We start from the raw sequence: 15200 nt of genomic DNA, 5'->3' as shown, positions 1-15200 counted from the left end.
CAGCCAGGTACTGAAGACGACTCGCATGGCTGGACCGTATCGGGCGGGGCGAGCTCAGCGGAACCCCTTGCCACGGGGCATCCGACCTGCCCCGCGCTCGTCAGCCGCTGATGGGCACCGCCTCGGCCTGTCGGACCGGCGTCGGCGGCGCCGGGTGCTCGCTGCGCATCGCGCCGGCGTTCCGGAGGAAGACGATGATCCAGCTGAAGATGAGCACCGCCGCGACCAGCTCGACCGCAGTGAGGTTGTAGTAGCCCGTCGCGAAGAAGACGCCCAGCACCACGATCACCCCGACATAGACGTACCCGAGGATCACGAACACGCGGGGCATCGACGGCACGAGCCACGGCAGGCCGATCACGATCGCGGCGAAGGCCACCGCCATCCCCGTGGCGACGCTGTTGTGCAGCACGAAGAACTCGCTCACCGGGAAGACGCCGACGCAGGCGAGGAAGACGCCGATGAGCACGAGACCGAGGCGCACCAGGTTGCGGTTGCGCAGCTCCCGAGGCGTCGACGTGGGCAGCGAGGCCGTGCCGTACCGCGCGATCGTGGTGACGATGGCGCCCGCGATGATGAGCGTCACGTTGAACGCGAGCGCCGAGAAGTCGCCCGAGATGCCGAGGGCCGAGAGGTTCTTCTGCCACCAGAGCGGGTCGCTCGAGCTGAGCATGCTCGCGAGGGCCCCGACGACGAGGAAGATCGCGAGCACCAGCGAGAGGAGCATCGGGGTCAGCCTGGCGGCCGAGAGGAAGACGGCGTACATCGTGACCGCCGCGCCCACTCCCGCGAGCAGAGCCCCGGGCAAGGTGAAGACCACCGCGCCGATGAAACTGCGTTCGAGCAGGTCGCCGAGGCCCGTCCACCCGAGCAGGACGATCACGGCGTGCGCGAGCGCGAGGGCCGTGAGGTCGAACCAGTGGAGCCTCGCGCCCGGCACGTCGAGCCCCGTGCCGACCTCGGCCCGCAGCTGCGGCGACGGCGTGCGCAGCACGAGCCGGCCGAACACGAAGGCGGCGATGGTGACGAACGCCGACGAGAGCGCGACGAACTCCGCCAGCGACCCCGCGCCCGAGATCGGCAGATCCCGGCCCCAGAACGCGGCCAGCGCGATGAGGCCGATCACGACGAACCCGATCGCACCCACCACGAGCGCGACCGACTCGAGCGACTCGGCGTTCTCAGCCGGACGGCGCAGCACACTGCTCAGCGGAGTGGCGCGTTCGGTGGCGTGCGGCTCGGCCTTGGCCTGGGTCATCCGTGTCTCCCCCTGGTTCGGCGACCCTCACGACGGTCGCGGCACCCAGCCTGCCAGTCAGGACTCGGTCGGGTCGAGCACCTCGAGCATCGAACCCTGCACGAACCCGGCCCACTCGTACGCCGCGCGGAGGTAGTCGTCGCGCTGCTCGTCCTGCTCTGGCTCGCCCTCCTCGATGATGCCGACCCGCTCGGCGAGGATCAGCCGCAGGTCGGTGAGGAAGGTCAGCCACCCCCACGCCTGCACCTGGTCGAGCTCGATCTCGACGAGCCGCTCGCCGTCGCCCACGGCGGTGGCGTCGCGGACCGACTGGGCGGCCTGCCGCTTGCCGTCGACGAGGCTGCCCCGCGTGTAGCGCGCGAACTCGCGGGCGGCGTCGACGTCGTCGGGGTACGCGTTCGGCAGCAGCCGGCCGAGTGCGGGGTCGTCCTCCGCCCCGAGCAGGAGGACGGAGTCGACCTGATCGGCGAGCTCGGACAGGAGCATCGCCTCCTCGGCCTCGAGGACGAGGCGCACCCCGTCGCCCCCGCCGCGGCCGGCGACGATCACGCCTCGGCCCTCGAGATGGTCGCCTGCAGGCCATAGCCGTGCATCGCCTGGACGTGGCGTTCCATCGCCTCGCGGTTGCCGGTCGCGACGACGGCACGGCCCTCGTGGTGGACGAGCAGCATGAGCCGCTCGGCCTCCTCGCGCGGGTAGCCGAAGTAGCTCTGGAACACATAGGTGACGTACGTCATGAGGTTCACGGGATCGTCCCACACGATCGTGCGCCACGACCCCTCGACGACCCGGTCGGTCGTGAGGTCGGCGTCGGTTCGTTCGAGCGTGTCGGTCACCCTTCCAGACTGACACGCTCGCCCCGGCTCCTCCACTGTTCGCGGCCACCCGCTCTCGATGCCGGCGGGGCGCGCGGACGTCAGGGCCGGGTCGAGACCGTGACGGTGAACTTCGGGTTGCGGGCGAGCTGGCGGGTGGGGCCGACGTGGCGCTCGAGCGCCGGCCGGTAGCGCAGGTGCGAGTTCCACACGGTGACGAGGCGGCCGCCGCGTGCGAGGGTGCGGCCGGCATCGGCGAACAGCCGCTCGGCGAGCGCGGTCGTGACCGCCGGTCCGGCGTGGAACGGCGGGTTCAGCACGACGAGATCGAGGGATGCCTCGGCCGCGAACTCCAGCCCGTCGGCCCGGTGCACCTCGACGCGGTCGCCCACGCCGTTGGCCGCCGCGGTCGCCCGGGCGGACGCCTCGGCCGCGGCGGACTGGTCGGTCGCGACGACTCTCACCGCGGGGAGGCGCCGGGCGAGCTCGACCGCGACGACACCCGTCCCGCACGCGAGGTCGACGGCGGTGGCGGGCGCCGCGCCGGCGAGCGCTGCATCAAGGTGCTCCAGCAGGAACCGCGTGCCGATGTCGACGGCGGTGCCGGCGAAGACGCCGCCGTGCGCGACCACCTCGACGTCGAGTGCGGCGTCCCGCGCCCGCCGCGGCCACGCGCCTGCGTCGGCCGCGCCGGCGTCGGGTCGCGGCCGGCGCGCGAGGAGCACGCGCGACTTCTGCCGGGCGTGCGTGACGTCGAGGCGTTCGAACCACCGGCCGAGCACGTCGTTCATCGCGACCGTCATGTGCTTCAGGCGCCCGCCGGCGACGACCACCACGTCGGATGCCGCGTGCCCGGCGATGAGGGCGGCCTGCTCGTCGAGCGCGTCGAGCGAGCGCGGCAGGCGGAGCAGCACGACCCGTGCGCCGTCGACGAGTTCGGCATCGAGCGGCAGCGTGCGCACGGCGCCGCCGACGCCGAGGCGGTCGGCGTTCGCCGAGATCGCCCGCTCGCCGAGGAGCGCATCCTGGTGCGCGCGGACGTCGGTCAGCCCGTGATCGGATGCCGCGCCGACGGCGAGGGCGCCGTGCGTGTCGCCGATGACCGCGACCGGGGCATCCGTGCCGTGCGTCTCACGTGCCTCGTGCAGGAGGCCCGCCGCCTCGTCGAGGATGAGCCGGTCGGCCGCGTCTGCGGCCGCGAGGCCCGGCCCCTCGACGTCGGGCGATCGCCGGAGCGCACTGAAGTCCACCCCGGAAGGCTACAAGCGGCACGCACGCGCGGTGCGAACGGATGCCTCCGGGACGGCGTTCACCGCGACGTGCGCGGCGGTTCACATGCCGGGAACGCGCGAGCAATACGGTGTCCCCCATGCGGGGGCCATCCGGGCCGCCGCGCTCCGGAAGGAACCCACGTGAGAACCACCCGACTGCTCGGGACGGCGACCGCCGCCGCCCTCGTGCTCGGCGGCGTCGGCGCGATGCCCGCCGTCGCCGCCCCGAACGACGCGCACTCGCTCGACCTGACCCTGCTCGCCACGACCGACCTGCATGGCCGCGTCGCGAACTGGGACTACTTCAGCAACGCGCCCTACACCGACCGGGCCGGCGACAAGGTCGGTCTCGCCGCCGTCGCGTCCGTCGTCGACGACGTGCGCGCCGAGGTCGGCGACGACCGCCTGCTCGTCGTCGACAACGGTGACGCGCTGCAGGGCACGCCGCTCAGCTACTACTACGCCGTGCAGGAGCCGGTGCAGGAGACCGGCGAGACCCACCCCATGGCGGCCGCCTACGACGCCATCGGGTACGACGCCCAGGTCGTCGGCAACCACGAGTTCAACTACGGCCTCGACCTGCTCGGCGCCTACGAGGACGACGTCGACTTCCCGCTCCTCGGCGCGAACGTGATCGACGTCGCGACGGGCGAGCCCGCGCTCGAGCCGTTCACCCTCGTCCGCAAGCAGGTGAAGGGCGCGAAGCCCGTGACGGTCGGCATCCTCGGTATCACCACGCCGGGCTCCGCGATCTGGGACAAGGCGAACGTCGAGGGGAAGCTCGAGTTCCGCGACATGGTCGAGACGGCCGAGGAGTGGGTGCCGAAGGTCCGGGCGGCCGGAGCCGACGTCGTCGTCGTGCTCTCGCACTCGGGCACCGGCGCCTCGTCGTACGACGAGTCGATCGCCGCGCCCGAGAACGCGTCCGACGTCATCGCCCGAGAGGTGCCCGACATCGATGTCATGGTCGTCGGCCACACCCACCTCGACAAGCCGAGCGAGGTCATCGTGAACGAGGTTACGGGCGAGCCGGTTCTGCTCACCCAGCCCTACCGGTGGGGCTCGACGGTGTCGCGGGTCGACCTCGACCTCGAGAAGGTGCGCGGGCAGTGGGACGTCGTCGGGGCGGAGGCATCCGCGATCCGCACCAAGGACTACCCGGAGTCGCCCGAGATCCTCGACCTGGTGGCCGACCAGCACGCCACGACCGTCGCGTACGTGAACCAGGTCGTCGCGCAGTCGACCGAGGAGCTGCCGGCGACCGCGTCGCGGTACCAGGACACGCCGATCATCGACTTCATCCAGCAGGTGCAGACCGACACGGTGACCGCGGGCGTCGCGGGCACGGCGGCCGAGGGGCTGCCCGTCCTGTCGATCGCCGCGCCGTTCAGCCGCACGGCCGTGTTCCCGCAGGGCGACGTCTCGGTGCGCGACATCGCGGGCCTCTACATCTACGACAACACGCTGCAGGCCGTGCAGCTGACGGGCGCGCAGGTGAAGGACTACCTGGAGGCCTCGGCGAAGTACTACGCGCAGGTGCCGGCGGGCGGCACGTTCGACCCGGCCGTGCACACGGGCGCCGGCAACACGCCCGACTACAACCTCGACATCATCTCGGGGCTGACGTACGAGATCGACCTGTCGCAGCCGCTCGGCTCGCGCATCGAGCAGCTGACGCTGGCCGACGGCACGCCGCTCGCCGCCGACCAGCAGGTCGTCGTCGCGGTGAACAACTACCGTCGCTCGGGCGGCGGCGGCTTCCCGCACATCGCGACGGCTCCCGTCGTCTACGACGAGCAGAAGGAGATCCGCCAGCTGCTGATCGACTGGGCGCAGGAGCGCGGGGTCATCGATCCGGCCGACTTCTGGCACGAGTCGTGGTGGCTGACGGTCGACGGCGTGCGCGTCGGCTGACGACGAGCGAACGGATGCCACGCCCCTGACCGCGCGGCACATCGACGGATGCCCCGTCCCAGCGCAACCCGGTGCGCTGGGATGGGGCATCCTGCTTGGCTCGTGGGATGTTCGAAGGATTCGCCGATGAGCGCATCGAGCTCGCCGAGGCCGCCATCCGCGTCCGTCACGGCGGCGAGGGCCCCGCGATCGTGCTGCTCCACGGCCACCCGCGCACCTCGGCCACCTGGCACCGGGTGGCGCCACGGCTCGTCGAGGCCGGGTACCGGGTGATCGCCCCCGACCTGCGGGGGTATGGCGGGTCGACGGGTCCCGCGCCGGCCGCCGACCACGCGCCGCACTCGAAACGCGCCGTCGCGGGCGACATGCTGGCGGTCGCGCGCCGGCTCGGAGCCGACCGGTTCCACCTCGTCGGCCACGACCGCGGCAGCTATGTCGCCCTGCGCCTCGCGCTCGACCACCCGGAGGCCGTCGACCGGCTCGTGCTGATGGACGGCATCCCCATCACCGAGCACCTCGCGCGGGCCGACGCCCGCTTCGCCACCGCCTGGTGGCACTGGTTCTTCTTCGCCCAGCCCGAGATCCCCGAGCGGGTCATCACGGCCGACCCGGAGGCCTGGTACGGGGCGAAGGCCGATCCGGAGACGATGGGGGCTGAGAACCACGCCGAGCTGATGCGGGCCGTGCGCGACCCGGCGGTCGTGCGAGCGATGCTCGAGGACTACCGCGCGGGCCTCACGATCGACGCCGCGCACGAGGCCGCCGACCGCGCGGCAGGGCGACGGATCGAGGCGCCGCTGCTGCTGCTGTGGTCGCTCCGCGACGACCTCGAGGAGCTCGTCGGCGACCCCCGGGAGATCTGGCGCGCATGGGCCGACCACGTCGAGGGCCACGGAATCGACTCCGGGCACCACCAGGCGGAGGAGGCGCCGGCGGACGTGGCATCCGCCCTGCTGTCGTTCGTGGGTCGACGGTGAGCGGCATGCGGGACGGGGGGACGCAGGGTCTGCTCACTGGAGTCATCCGGAAGGCTTTGCTACCCTCGGCTGCGCATGCGGCAGTCGAAGCAAGCAGGGGGTGGTCACGTCGCGCCCCGTCGGGGTGCGACGCCCGTTCGGCGTCCCCGCACGGCGCGCGGGGGCGGCATCCGTCGCGTGAGCGCCCTCTTCTCGACCGCCGCGGTCTTCGGCATCGTCGCGACCCTCGCGCTCGCCCCGATCGCTCCGCCCGCCGACCTCGCCGTCGCGGAGGCGTCGCTCGCCGCCGCGACCGCGCGCGACGAGGTGCAGCGCGTCGACATCGCGGGCGATGCCACGCAGCCCGCGGCGTCGCGCGAGTCGTACACCGCGTCGACCGGTCCCGAGACGCTCATCAGCGGCGGCACCAACCTCGACTGGGCGAAGCTCGTGCTCGTCGAGGGCGGCTGGCCGCTAACCGAGGCGAACGTCACGTTCATGATGCGATGGATGCGTCAGGAGAACGGCGCCGACAACTGGTGGAACCGCAACAACCCGCTGAACAACGGGCAGGGGTCGGGCGGCGGCTCGGGCCTCGGCAGCTATCCGACGCTCGTCGAGGCCGCCTACTACGCGGCCGAGAACCTGAAGTCGGGCCGCTACCCGGCGGTCGACGCGGCGCTCACGCGCGGCGATTCAGCGGATGCCACGGCGCAGGCGATCTGGGCGTCCCCGTGGGCGTCGAGCCACTACGGCTACGGCACGCACTGGAGCTCGCGGCCGTACGAGGTCATCGAGGCGCCCGCCTCGGCGTGGGGGCGTTGAGCGCGGAGGCATGACGGCGCGCACGCAGACCCGCGCTCAAACGGCGGCCCGGCTCAGTCGTGCTCGAGCGGCCGCCACACGACGACGGCGTTCTCGCGCCGCACGCGCGTGCCCGCCTTCAGCGTCACGACCTCGCCGTGCGACCCGGCCGCGAACACGCGCCGGCCGGGCCGGTTCAGCATCTCGTCGGCGAGCGCGGCCTCGAGCTCGCGCACGCGGCGGCGAAGCGTCGCGACCTCGTCTTCGAGGCCGAGCACCCGGCGGATTCCCTCGAGGCTCACGCCCTCGGCCGAGAGCTGGGCGATCTCGCGCAGTTGCACGACGTCGCGCATCGAGTACCGCCGCGACTTCCCGGCCGTGCGGGTCGGCGAGACGAGGCCGAGCCGGTCGTACTGGCGCAGGGTCTGCGGATGCATCCCGGCGAGCTCCGCCGCGACCGAGATGACGAACATGGGGCTCGTCTCGTTCACGGCTACTCCCGGGCCTTGGCGATGAGGTCCGCGCGGGGGTTCTCGTCGGGCAGCTCGGCGACGAACGCCTCGAGCCGCTCCTTCGCGTCCTTCGACAGGTGCGAGGGCACCGCGACCTGCACGACGGCGAGCAGGTCGCCCGTGCCCTTCGCCGTCTCGACGCCCCGGCCCTTGACCCGCAGCACGCGGCCGCTGGGAGTGCCGGGTGCGACCTTCAGCTTGACCGGCTTGCCACCAAGGGTCGGCACCTCGATCGTGGCACCGAGCGCCGCCTCGGCGAAGGTCACCGGCACGTTCACGCGCAGGTTGAGCCCGTCGCGTTCGAACACGGGGTGCTTGCGCACCTTCACGGTGAGGATGAGGTCGCCCGTCGCACCCCCGTCGGGCGAGGGCTGGCCCTTGCCGCGCAGGCGGATCTTCTGCCCGTCGGCGACGCCGGCGGGGATCCGCACCGTGAGCGGCTTGCCGTCGGAGGTCTGCAGCGTGACCTGGTCGCCCTTGGTCGCCGTGACGAAGTCGAGCGTGGTCGTCGCCGTGACATCCCGGCCGGGCGTCGGGCCGCCGTAGCCGCGGAAGCCGCCGCTCGGCTGACCGAACCGGCCGCTGCCGAAGAGGCCGCCGAGGAGGTCGTCGTAGTCGCCGCCTCCCTGCTGGAACGTGTAGCGCGTGCCGCCGCCCTGGCCGAACATTCCGCCGAACACGTCCTCGAAGCCGCCCGCGCCTGCGCCGCCCGGAGCGGTGAACCGCGCGCCGGAGCCCATCGCGCGGACCGCGTCGTACTCCTTGCGCTGGTCGGCGTCGGAGAGCACCGAGTTCGCCTCGCTGATCTCCTTGAACTTCGCCTCCGCGGCGGCGTCGCCCGGGTTCTGGTCGGGGTGGTACTTGCGGGCGAGCTTGCGGTACGCCTTCTTGATGTCGGCGTCGCTGGCGTCCTTGGAGACGCCGAGCGTGGCGTAGAAGTCCTTGTCGAACCAGTCCTGACTGGCCAATCGGCACCTCCTTTCGTGATCGTGCGGGAAAACTGAGCGGGGCCGGCCGGGGCATCCGTGCGGGATGCCCCGAGCCGGCCGTGCGGGCTACGCCGGGGTCTTCACGACCACCTTGGCGGCCCGGATGAGGGTCGACCCGAGGGTGTACCCGGTCTCGACGACGTCGGCGACCGTGTCGACCTCGACGTCGGGCGAGGGCTGCTGGAAGATCGCCTCGTGCCGCTGCGGGTCGAACGGCTCGCCCACCTCGCCGAACGGGGTGAGCCCGAGCTTCTCGACCTGGCTGCGCAGCTTCGCGGCGATCGTCGCGAACGGGGTGTCGCCCTCGAGGTCGCCGTGCTTCTCGGCTCGGTCGAGGTCGTCGAGCACGGGCAGCAGCACCGCGACGGTCTGGCCGACCGCGCGCTCGCGCTCGACCTCGCGGTTCGCCTCGGTGCGCTTGCGGTAGTTCGCGTACTCCGCGGTGACCCGCTTGAGGTCGGCGAGGTGCTCATCGCTCGGCTCCTGCACCTCCGCCTGGGCGGCGTTCAGGATGTCCTCGACAGTCAGCTCGTCGTCGTCGGATGCCCCGGCCGGGGCATCCGTCTCCTCCGGCTGCGGCGCCGCGCCCTCGGCGGCGGGCTCGTCGCCCGCCGCCTCGGGTGCCGGCTGGCGGACCGCACCGGTCTCGGGGTCGATGCGCCGCTTGTCGCGGATCACCGGCTCGTCGTGGTTCCGGTCTTCGTCGGCCATGATTACTTCTTCTCGTCCTCGTCGTCGACGACCTCGGCGTCGACCACGTCCTCATCGGACGACTCGCCGCCCTCGGTGCCGGTCGCCGAGGCGTCTTCGCCGGGGTTGGCCTGCGCCTGCTGGCCCTGGGCGTAGATCGCCTCGCCGAGCTTGCCCTGCGACTGCGACAGCTTGTCGAACGCCGACTTCACGGCGTCGTCGTCGTCGCCCGCGAGGGCCGACTTCAGCGCGTCGACGTCGCCCTGCACCTCGGTCTTCACGTCGGCGGGCAGCTTGTCGTCGTTGTCCTTGATGAGCTTCTCGACCGAGTAGGCGAGCTGCTCGGCGGAGTTGCGGGTCTCGGCGGACTCACGGCGCTTCTTGTCCTCCGCGGCGTGCTCCTCGGCCTCGCGGACCATGCGCTCGACGTCCTCCTTGGGCAGCGCCGAGCCGCCCGAGATGGTCATCGACTGCTCCTTGCCGGTGCCCTTGTCCTTCGCGGACACGTGCACGATGCCGTTCGCGTCGATGTCGAAGGTGACCTCGATCTGCGGGATGCCGCGCGGGGCCGGGGCGATGCCGGTCAGCTCGAAGGTGCCGAGCGGCTTGTTGTCGCGGGTGAACTCGCGCTCGCCCTGGAAGACCTGGATCGCGACCGACGGCTGGTTGTCGTCGGCGGTCGTGAAGGTCTCGCTCCGCTTGGTGGGGATGGCGGTGTTGCGCTCGATGAGCTTGGTCATGATGCCGCCCTTGGTCTCGATGCCGAGGCTCAGGGGGGTGACGTCGATGAGCAGGACGTCCTTGCGCTCACCCTTCAGCACGCCGGCCTGGAGGGCGGCGCCGACGGCGACGACCTCATCGGGGTTGACGCCCTTGTTGGGCTCCTTGCCGGTCTCCTTCTTGACGAGCTCGGACACCGCGGGCATGCGGGTCGAGCCGCCGACGAGCACGACGTGGGCGATGTCGGAGACCTTGATGCCGGCCTCCTTGATGACGTCCTCGAACGGCTTCTTGGTGCGGTCGAGCAGGTCGCTCGTCATGTTCTCGAACTGGGCGCGGGTGAGCGTCTCGTCGAGGTTCGCGGGGCCGTTCTCGGTGAGCGAGAGGTAGGGCAGCTGGATGCTCGCGGACATGCCGGAGCTGAGCTCCTTCTTGGCCTGCTCGGCGGCCTCCTTGAGGCGCTGCAGCGCGATCTTGTCGTTCGCGACGTCGACGCCGGTCGACTCCTTGAAGCGCTTGATGAGCCACTCGACGATGCGCTGGTCCCAGTCGTCGCCGCCGAGGCGGTTGTCGCCGGAGGTGGCGCGCACCTGGATGGTCGAGAAGTCGTCGTCCTTGCCCACCTCGAGGAGGGAGACGTCGAACGTGCCGCCGCCGAGGTCGAAGACGAGGATGAGCTCGTCCTCCTTGCCCTTGTCGAGGCCGTAGGCGAGGGCCGCCGCGGTGGGCTCGTTGATGATGCGCAGGACGTTCAGGCCCGCGATCTCGCCGGCCTCCTTGGTGGCCTGGCGCTCGGCGTCGTTGAAGTACGCCGGCACGGTGATGACCGCGTCGGTGACGGTGTCGCCGAGGTACTGCTCGGCGTCGCGCTTGAGCTTCTGCAGGATGCGCGCCGAGATCTCCTGCGGGGTGTACCGCTTGCCGTCGATCTCGGGCGTCTTCCAGTCGGTGCCCATGTGGCGCTTGACCGACGCGATGGTGCGGTCGACGTTCGTGACGGCCTGGCGCTTGGCGGTCTCGCCGACGAGCACCTCGCCGTCCTTGGTGAATGCGACGACCGAGGGTGTCGTGCGGAAGCCCTCCGCGTTCGCGATGACGACGGGCTCGCCGCCCTCGAGGACCGAGACGACCGAGTTCGTGGTGCCGAGGTCGATTCCAACTGCACGTGACATGTGTGTATCTCCTTCTGCCGAGAGCGGCGAACGGATGCCCCGCACCCGCGTTCGGCGGTCGGCCCGGCGTTCCTCGCCCGCAGCCGAAGTCAGTGACCGCCAAGACTTGAGTCCCGACGGCTCAAGTGTCGCAACCGCTCGTGAACCTGTCAAGTCGCGGAGGTGAAACTTGAGTGTACTCGGCTCAACCTCCTGCGCCGGTCTGGTATTCCCGCGCGACCACTCGGCGCCTGCTTGAATCGACGCGATGACTCCCCTCGAATTCGCCGTCCTCGGCGTCGCCGGCGTGCTCGCGGGCGCCATCAACGCCGTCGTCGGCTCGGGCTCGCTCGTGACCTTCCCCGCCCTGCTCGCCTTCGGGTACCCGCCGGTCCTCGCGAACGTCACCAACAACGTCGGCGTGCTGCCCGCCTCGCTCGCCGCGACCTGGGCGAACCGCCGGGAGTTCGCGGGCCAGTGGCGCCGGCTCGGGGTCATCCTCTGCTTCTCCGCCGCCGGCGGGGTGGCCGGCGCGCTGCTGCTGCTGCAGCTGCCGGGCGAGGCGTTCGAGGTCATCGTGCCGGTGCTCATCGTGCTCGCGCTGCTGCTCGTCGTCTTCGGCCCGATGATCCGCCGCTGGACGGCGCGGCTGCACGGCGAGGCATCCCACCGTGATCACCCGGCGGCCACCATGGCGGTCGCCGGCCTCACCGCGGTCTACGGCGGCTACTTCGGCGCGGCGCAGGGCGTGCTGCTGCTCGCCCTCCTGTCGATGACGATGGCCGGGACCCTCGTGCGCGCGAACGCCTACAAGAACGCCATGGCCGCCGTCGCGAACCTCGCCGCGGCGATCGTGTTCGTCTCGGTGGCCGAGGTGGCGTGGCCCGCCGCCATCGCCATCGCGATCGGCTCGTTCGTCGGCGGCTGGCTCGGCGGCCGCTACGGCCGGCACATCCCGCAGACGGCGTACCGCGTCGTGATCGTCGCGGTCGGGCTCGCCGCGCTGGTGTACTTCCTCGTCACCTGATCGGATGCCCCGCCCCGCGACTCGTCGCAACCGGAGCCGCACCCAGCCTCTCCCCGACCAGCCCGCGTACCCTTGACCTCATGCCTTCCGACGCCATCGAGACCACCGCGCCCGCGGCATCCGTCGCGCCCGCGGCGATCCGTCGCACCGGAAGCCGCACCGGCGCACGCCAGGTGCGCCCCGCGACCGAGGGCTGGCAGCAGCAGAAGGGCGCCGACGGGCGGCCGCTGCTCCAGTTCGCCTCGCCGAAGCGCGGCAAGCCGCCGGCCCACCTCGCCGATCTGAAGCCCGAGGAGTGGGCGGCCAAGGCCGAGGAGCTCGGCCTGCCCGCGTTCCGCGTCAAGCAGGTCGCGCGGCACTACTACACCCGGTGGACGAGCGACCCCGCCGACATGACCGACCTGCCCGCCGCGGGCCGCGAGGAGCTCGTCGCAGGGATGCTCCCGCCGCTGCTCACCGAGGTCAAGCGTCTCGAGACCGACCGCGGCGACACCATCAAGTTCCTCTGGCGCCTGCACGACGGCGCGCTCGTCGAATCGGTACTGATGCGCTATCCCGGGCGCATCACGCTCTGCGTGTCGAGCCAGGCCGGCTGCGGCATGAACTGCCCGTTCTGCGCCACGGGTCAGCAGGGCCTCACCCGCAACATGTCGGCGGCGGAGATCATCGACCAGATCGTGCAGGCCAACCGGGTCATCGCCTCGGGCGCCCTCGGCGGCAAGAAGCGCGACGACCACTCGATGGAGCGCGTCTCCAACATCGTCTTCATGGGCATGGGCGAGCCGCTCGCCAACTACGCCCGCATCATGCAGGCCGTCCGCACGATGGTGGCCCCCGCACCCAACGGGCTCGGCATGTCGGCCCGCAACATCACCGTCTCGACCGTCGGGCTGGTGCCCGCGATCGGCAAGCTCGCGAACGAGGGCATCCCCGTGACCTTCGCGCTGAGCCTGCACGCGCCCGACGACGGCCTCCGCGACGAGCTGATCCCCGTGAACTCGCGGTGGAAGGTCGACGAGGCGCTCGACGCCGCCCGCGACTACTTCGAGAAGACGGGCCGGCGCGTCTCGATCGAGTACGCCCTCATCAAGGACATGAACGACCACGGCTGGCGCGCCGACCTCCTCGCCGAGAAGCTCAACGCCCGCGGCCGCGGCTGGGTGCACGTGAACCCCATCCCGCTGAACCCGACGCCGGGCTCGATCTGGACCTCCTCCGAGCCCGAAGTGCAGCAGGAGTTCGTGCGCCGGCTCGAGGCAGCCGGCATCCCGACGACGATCCGCGACACGCGCGGCAAGGAGATCGACGGCGCCTGCGGGCAGCTCGCCACGACGGGCTGACGCATCGGGGCTGGCCCTGAGCCGCGAGCGCCGCGGATCGCCTAGGGTGGCGCCATGTCGCGCACCCGCCCGATCGCCGCGCTAACGGCGGCGATCGCCATCGGACTGCTCGCCGCGTGCACCTCGACGCCCGCGACGACCGCGCCGCCGGTCGCGTCCGCAGACCCGAGCTCGAGCCCGACCGAGACGCCGGCGGCGGAGCCCACCGATGCGCCGGCCGGCGAACCGACCTGCGAGACCGTGCTCACCGCGCCCGGCGCGGATGCGCTCGCCGCCGACGGGCTGGTCCTCGCGAGCGAGCCCGGCTTCCTCCTCGGGCCGGCCATGGAGGACCTCGTCGCCGACGGCGCACTCGCCTGCACGTGGACGAAGCCGCAGAGCGACATCGCGGTGTGGTTCGCGCGGCTGCCGGAACCGGACGACGCCTGGCAGGCGCGACAGGCGGCGCTCGTCGCCGAGGGATGGCAGCAGACGGATGCCCCGCTGCCCGGCACGCTCACCGCGCCGGCGGACTACGACGCGAACTACGCGCCCTCGATCGTGCACATCGACGGGGTCACCGTCTTCGTCAGCTACGCCGACTTCCTGAGCTCGGTGGCCGAAGCGGGCTGAACCCCGCGCCGCACCTCGCCCGACCTCGCGGGAGGGCGCGTTCGCGTGCGCGTCGGCGTCGCCTACCCTTGATGGGGATGACCCTCCCCCAGGCCCTCACCTCCGGTCGCGCGCCCCGGCGCACGGTCCGCCCGGCGGTCGGCCTCGGCATCGGCATCGCCGCGGTGCTCGCCCTCGTCGCGACCCGGCTGCTCGCCCCGCCCGAGCTGGGCGACCTGCTCTCCGACCGGGTGCAGGACTTCCTCACGCTCTCTGCGAGCGTCGTCATCGAGAGCCTGCCGTTCGTCTTCCTCGGCATCGTGCTCTCCATCGCCGTGCAGCTCTGGCTGCCCGAGGACTTCCTCGTCCGCCGGCTCCCCCGCAACGCGGTGCTCCGCCGCATGGTCGTCTCACTCCTCGGCGTCCTCCTGCCCGTCTGCGAATGCGGCAACGTCCCGCTCGCCCGAGGGCTCATCCAGCGCGGACTCACCGTCGGCGAGTCGATGACGTTCCTCCTCGCCGCGCCGATCCTCAACCCGGTGACGATCATCACGACGTATCAGGCGTTCGGCTGGGAGGACGGCATCCTCGCGGCGCGCATCGCGGGCGGCTTCGTCATCGCGAACCTCGTCGGCTGGGTGTTCAGCCGCCACCCCGAGCCCATGAGCCTGCTGACCCCCGCGTTCCAGGCGGCCTGCGCCCACGACCACGGCGCGGGCGGGTCGAAGCCCCGCCGGGCGGCGCGCATGTTCGCCGACGAGACGTCCGCGATGCTGCCGGCGCTCTTCGTCGGCTCGGCGGTGGCGGGGCTCATCCAGGTGGCCGTGTCGCGCGACGTGCTCGTGACGCTCGGGCAGAACCCGGTGCTGTCGGTCTTCGCGCTCATGCTGCTCGCGTTCGTCATCGCGATCTGCTCCAACGTCGATGCGTTCTTCGTGCTGTCGTTCGGCTCGACGTTCATGCCGGGTGCGATCGTCGCCTTCCTCGTCTTCGGCCCGATGATCGACGTGAAGATGCTCGCGCTGCTGCGCACCACGTTCACCGCACGCACGCTCGTGCTCCTCACCGCGATCGTCGCGCTCGCGAGCGCCGCGATCGGATTGGCGGTGAACCTTGTGGCCTAGGCTCGTCGCCCGCTGGAGGGGCGTCGCCCTCACCCTGG

At 71.8% G+C, this 15200-nt stretch carries 15 protein-coding genes; 7 read left to right on the top strand and 8 right to left on the bottom strand.

Annotation, left to right across the window (positions count from 1 at the left end; genetic code table 11):
* Positions 1-100: 100 nt before the first annotated feature.
* From ABIQ69_RS00730 to ABIQ69_RS00715, 4 genes are all read right to left on the bottom strand, one after another.
* Complete coding sequence (locus ABIQ69_RS00730; protein ID WP_350348484.1) at positions 101-1258, bottom strand: hypothetical protein; 1158 nt, start codon at positions 1256-1258, stop codon at positions 101-103.
* A gap of 57 nt (positions 1259-1315) precedes the next feature.
* The gene (locus tag ABIQ69_RS00725) at positions 1316-1807 is read right to left on the bottom strand and encodes a DUF2017 family protein (RefSeq protein ID WP_350348483.1); all 492 of its coding nucleotides are present in this window, start codon (positions 1805-1807) and stop codon (positions 1316-1318) included.
* Complete coding sequence (gene clpS / locus ABIQ69_RS00720) at positions 1804-2094, bottom strand: ATP-dependent Clp protease adapter ClpS (RefSeq protein ID WP_350348482.1); 291 nt, start codon at positions 2092-2094, stop codon at positions 1804-1806. The genes ABIQ69_RS00725 and clpS overlap by 4 nt, the downstream gene beginning before the upstream one ends.
* 80 nt (positions 2095-2174) lie before the next feature.
* Positions 2175-3323, bottom strand: coding sequence for a methyltransferase (locus ABIQ69_RS00715; RefSeq protein ID WP_350348481.1), 1149 nt, complete (start codon positions 3321-3323; stop codon positions 2175-2177).
* A gap of 162 nt (positions 3324-3485) precedes the next feature.
* Here ABIQ69_RS00715 and ABIQ69_RS00710 point away from each other — a divergent pair, with 162 nt between their 5' ends.
* The 3 genes from ABIQ69_RS00710 to ABIQ69_RS00700 all read left to right on the top strand — a co-directional run bounded on the left by ABIQ69_RS00710 (position 3486) and on the right by ABIQ69_RS00700 (position 7039).
* Complete coding sequence (locus ABIQ69_RS00710) at positions 3486-5258, top strand: 5'-nucleotidase C-terminal domain-containing protein (RefSeq protein WP_350348480.1); 1773 nt, start codon at positions 3486-3488, stop codon at positions 5256-5258.
* Between the two features lie 107 nt (positions 5259-5365).
* On the top strand, positions 5366-6235 hold the full coding sequence (locus ABIQ69_RS00705; protein ID WP_350348479.1) for an alpha/beta hydrolase: 870 nt from the start codon (positions 5366-5368) through the stop codon (positions 6233-6235).
* Positions 6236-6412: 177 nt separating this feature from the next.
* On the top strand, positions 6413-7039 hold the full coding sequence (locus tag ABIQ69_RS00700) for a hypothetical protein (RefSeq protein WP_350348478.1): 627 nt from the start codon (positions 6413-6415) through the stop codon (positions 7037-7039).
* Positions 7040-7092: 53 nt separating this feature from the next.
* Here ABIQ69_RS00700 and ABIQ69_RS00695 read toward each other — a convergent pair whose 3' ends face one another.
* From ABIQ69_RS00695 to dnaK, 4 genes are all read right to left on the bottom strand, one after another.
* On the bottom strand, positions 7093-7509 hold the full coding sequence (locus tag ABIQ69_RS00695; RefSeq protein WP_350348477.1) for a MerR family transcriptional regulator: 417 nt from the start codon (positions 7507-7509) through the stop codon (positions 7093-7095).
* 2 nt (positions 7510-7511) lie between these two features.
* The gene (locus ABIQ69_RS00690; protein WP_350348476.1) at positions 7512-8498 is read right to left on the bottom strand and encodes a DnaJ C-terminal domain-containing protein; all 987 of its coding nucleotides are present in this window, start codon (positions 8496-8498) and stop codon (positions 7512-7514) included.
* A gap of 87 nt (positions 8499-8585) precedes the next feature.
* Positions 8586-9230 carry a nucleotide exchange factor GrpE gene (locus ABIQ69_RS00685; RefSeq protein WP_350348475.1) on the bottom strand — a complete coding sequence of 215 codons (645 nt, stop codon included), beginning with the start codon at positions 9228-9230 and terminating at the stop codon, positions 8586-8588.
* Between the two features lie 2 nt (positions 9231-9232).
* Positions 9233-11101 carry a molecular chaperone DnaK gene (gene dnaK / locus ABIQ69_RS00680; RefSeq protein ID WP_350348474.1) on the bottom strand — a complete coding sequence of 623 codons (1869 nt, stop codon included), beginning with the start codon at positions 11099-11101 and terminating at the stop codon, positions 9233-9235.
* 247 nt (positions 11102-11348) lie between these two features.
* Between dnaK and ABIQ69_RS00675 the strand changes: the two genes are divergently transcribed.
* The 4 genes from ABIQ69_RS00675 (at position 11349) to ABIQ69_RS00660 (ending at position 15162) form a co-directional block, all read left to right on the top strand.
* A complete protein-coding gene (locus tag ABIQ69_RS00675) occupies positions 11349-12107 on the top strand; it encodes a sulfite exporter TauE/SafE family protein (protein WP_350348473.1) in 759 nt (252 codons plus the stop codon).
* A gap of 80 nt (positions 12108-12187) precedes the next feature.
* Positions 12188-13447 carry a 23S rRNA (adenine(2503)-C(2))-methyltransferase RlmN gene (gene rlmN, locus ABIQ69_RS00670; RefSeq protein ID WP_350348472.1) on the top strand — a complete coding sequence of 420 codons (1260 nt, stop codon included), beginning with the start codon at positions 12188-12190 and terminating at the stop codon, positions 13445-13447.
* Positions 13448-13501: 54 nt separating this feature from the next.
* Entirely contained in the window at positions 13502-14059 is a 558-nt protein-coding gene (locus tag ABIQ69_RS00665) for a hypothetical protein (protein ID WP_350348471.1), read from the top strand.
* Positions 14060-14136: 77 nt separating this feature from the next.
* On the top strand, positions 14137-15162 hold the full coding sequence (locus ABIQ69_RS00660; RefSeq protein WP_350348470.1) for a permease: 1026 nt from the start codon (positions 14137-14139) through the stop codon (positions 15160-15162).
* Positions 15163-15200: the final 38 nt, after the last annotated feature.

The sequence above is a fragment of the Agromyces sp. G08B096 genome, assembly GCF_040267705.1.
GTDB lineage: Bacteria > Actinomycetota > Actinomycetes > Actinomycetales > Microbacteriaceae > Agromyces.
This window is presented reverse-complemented; position numbering and strand designations above follow the sequence as displayed.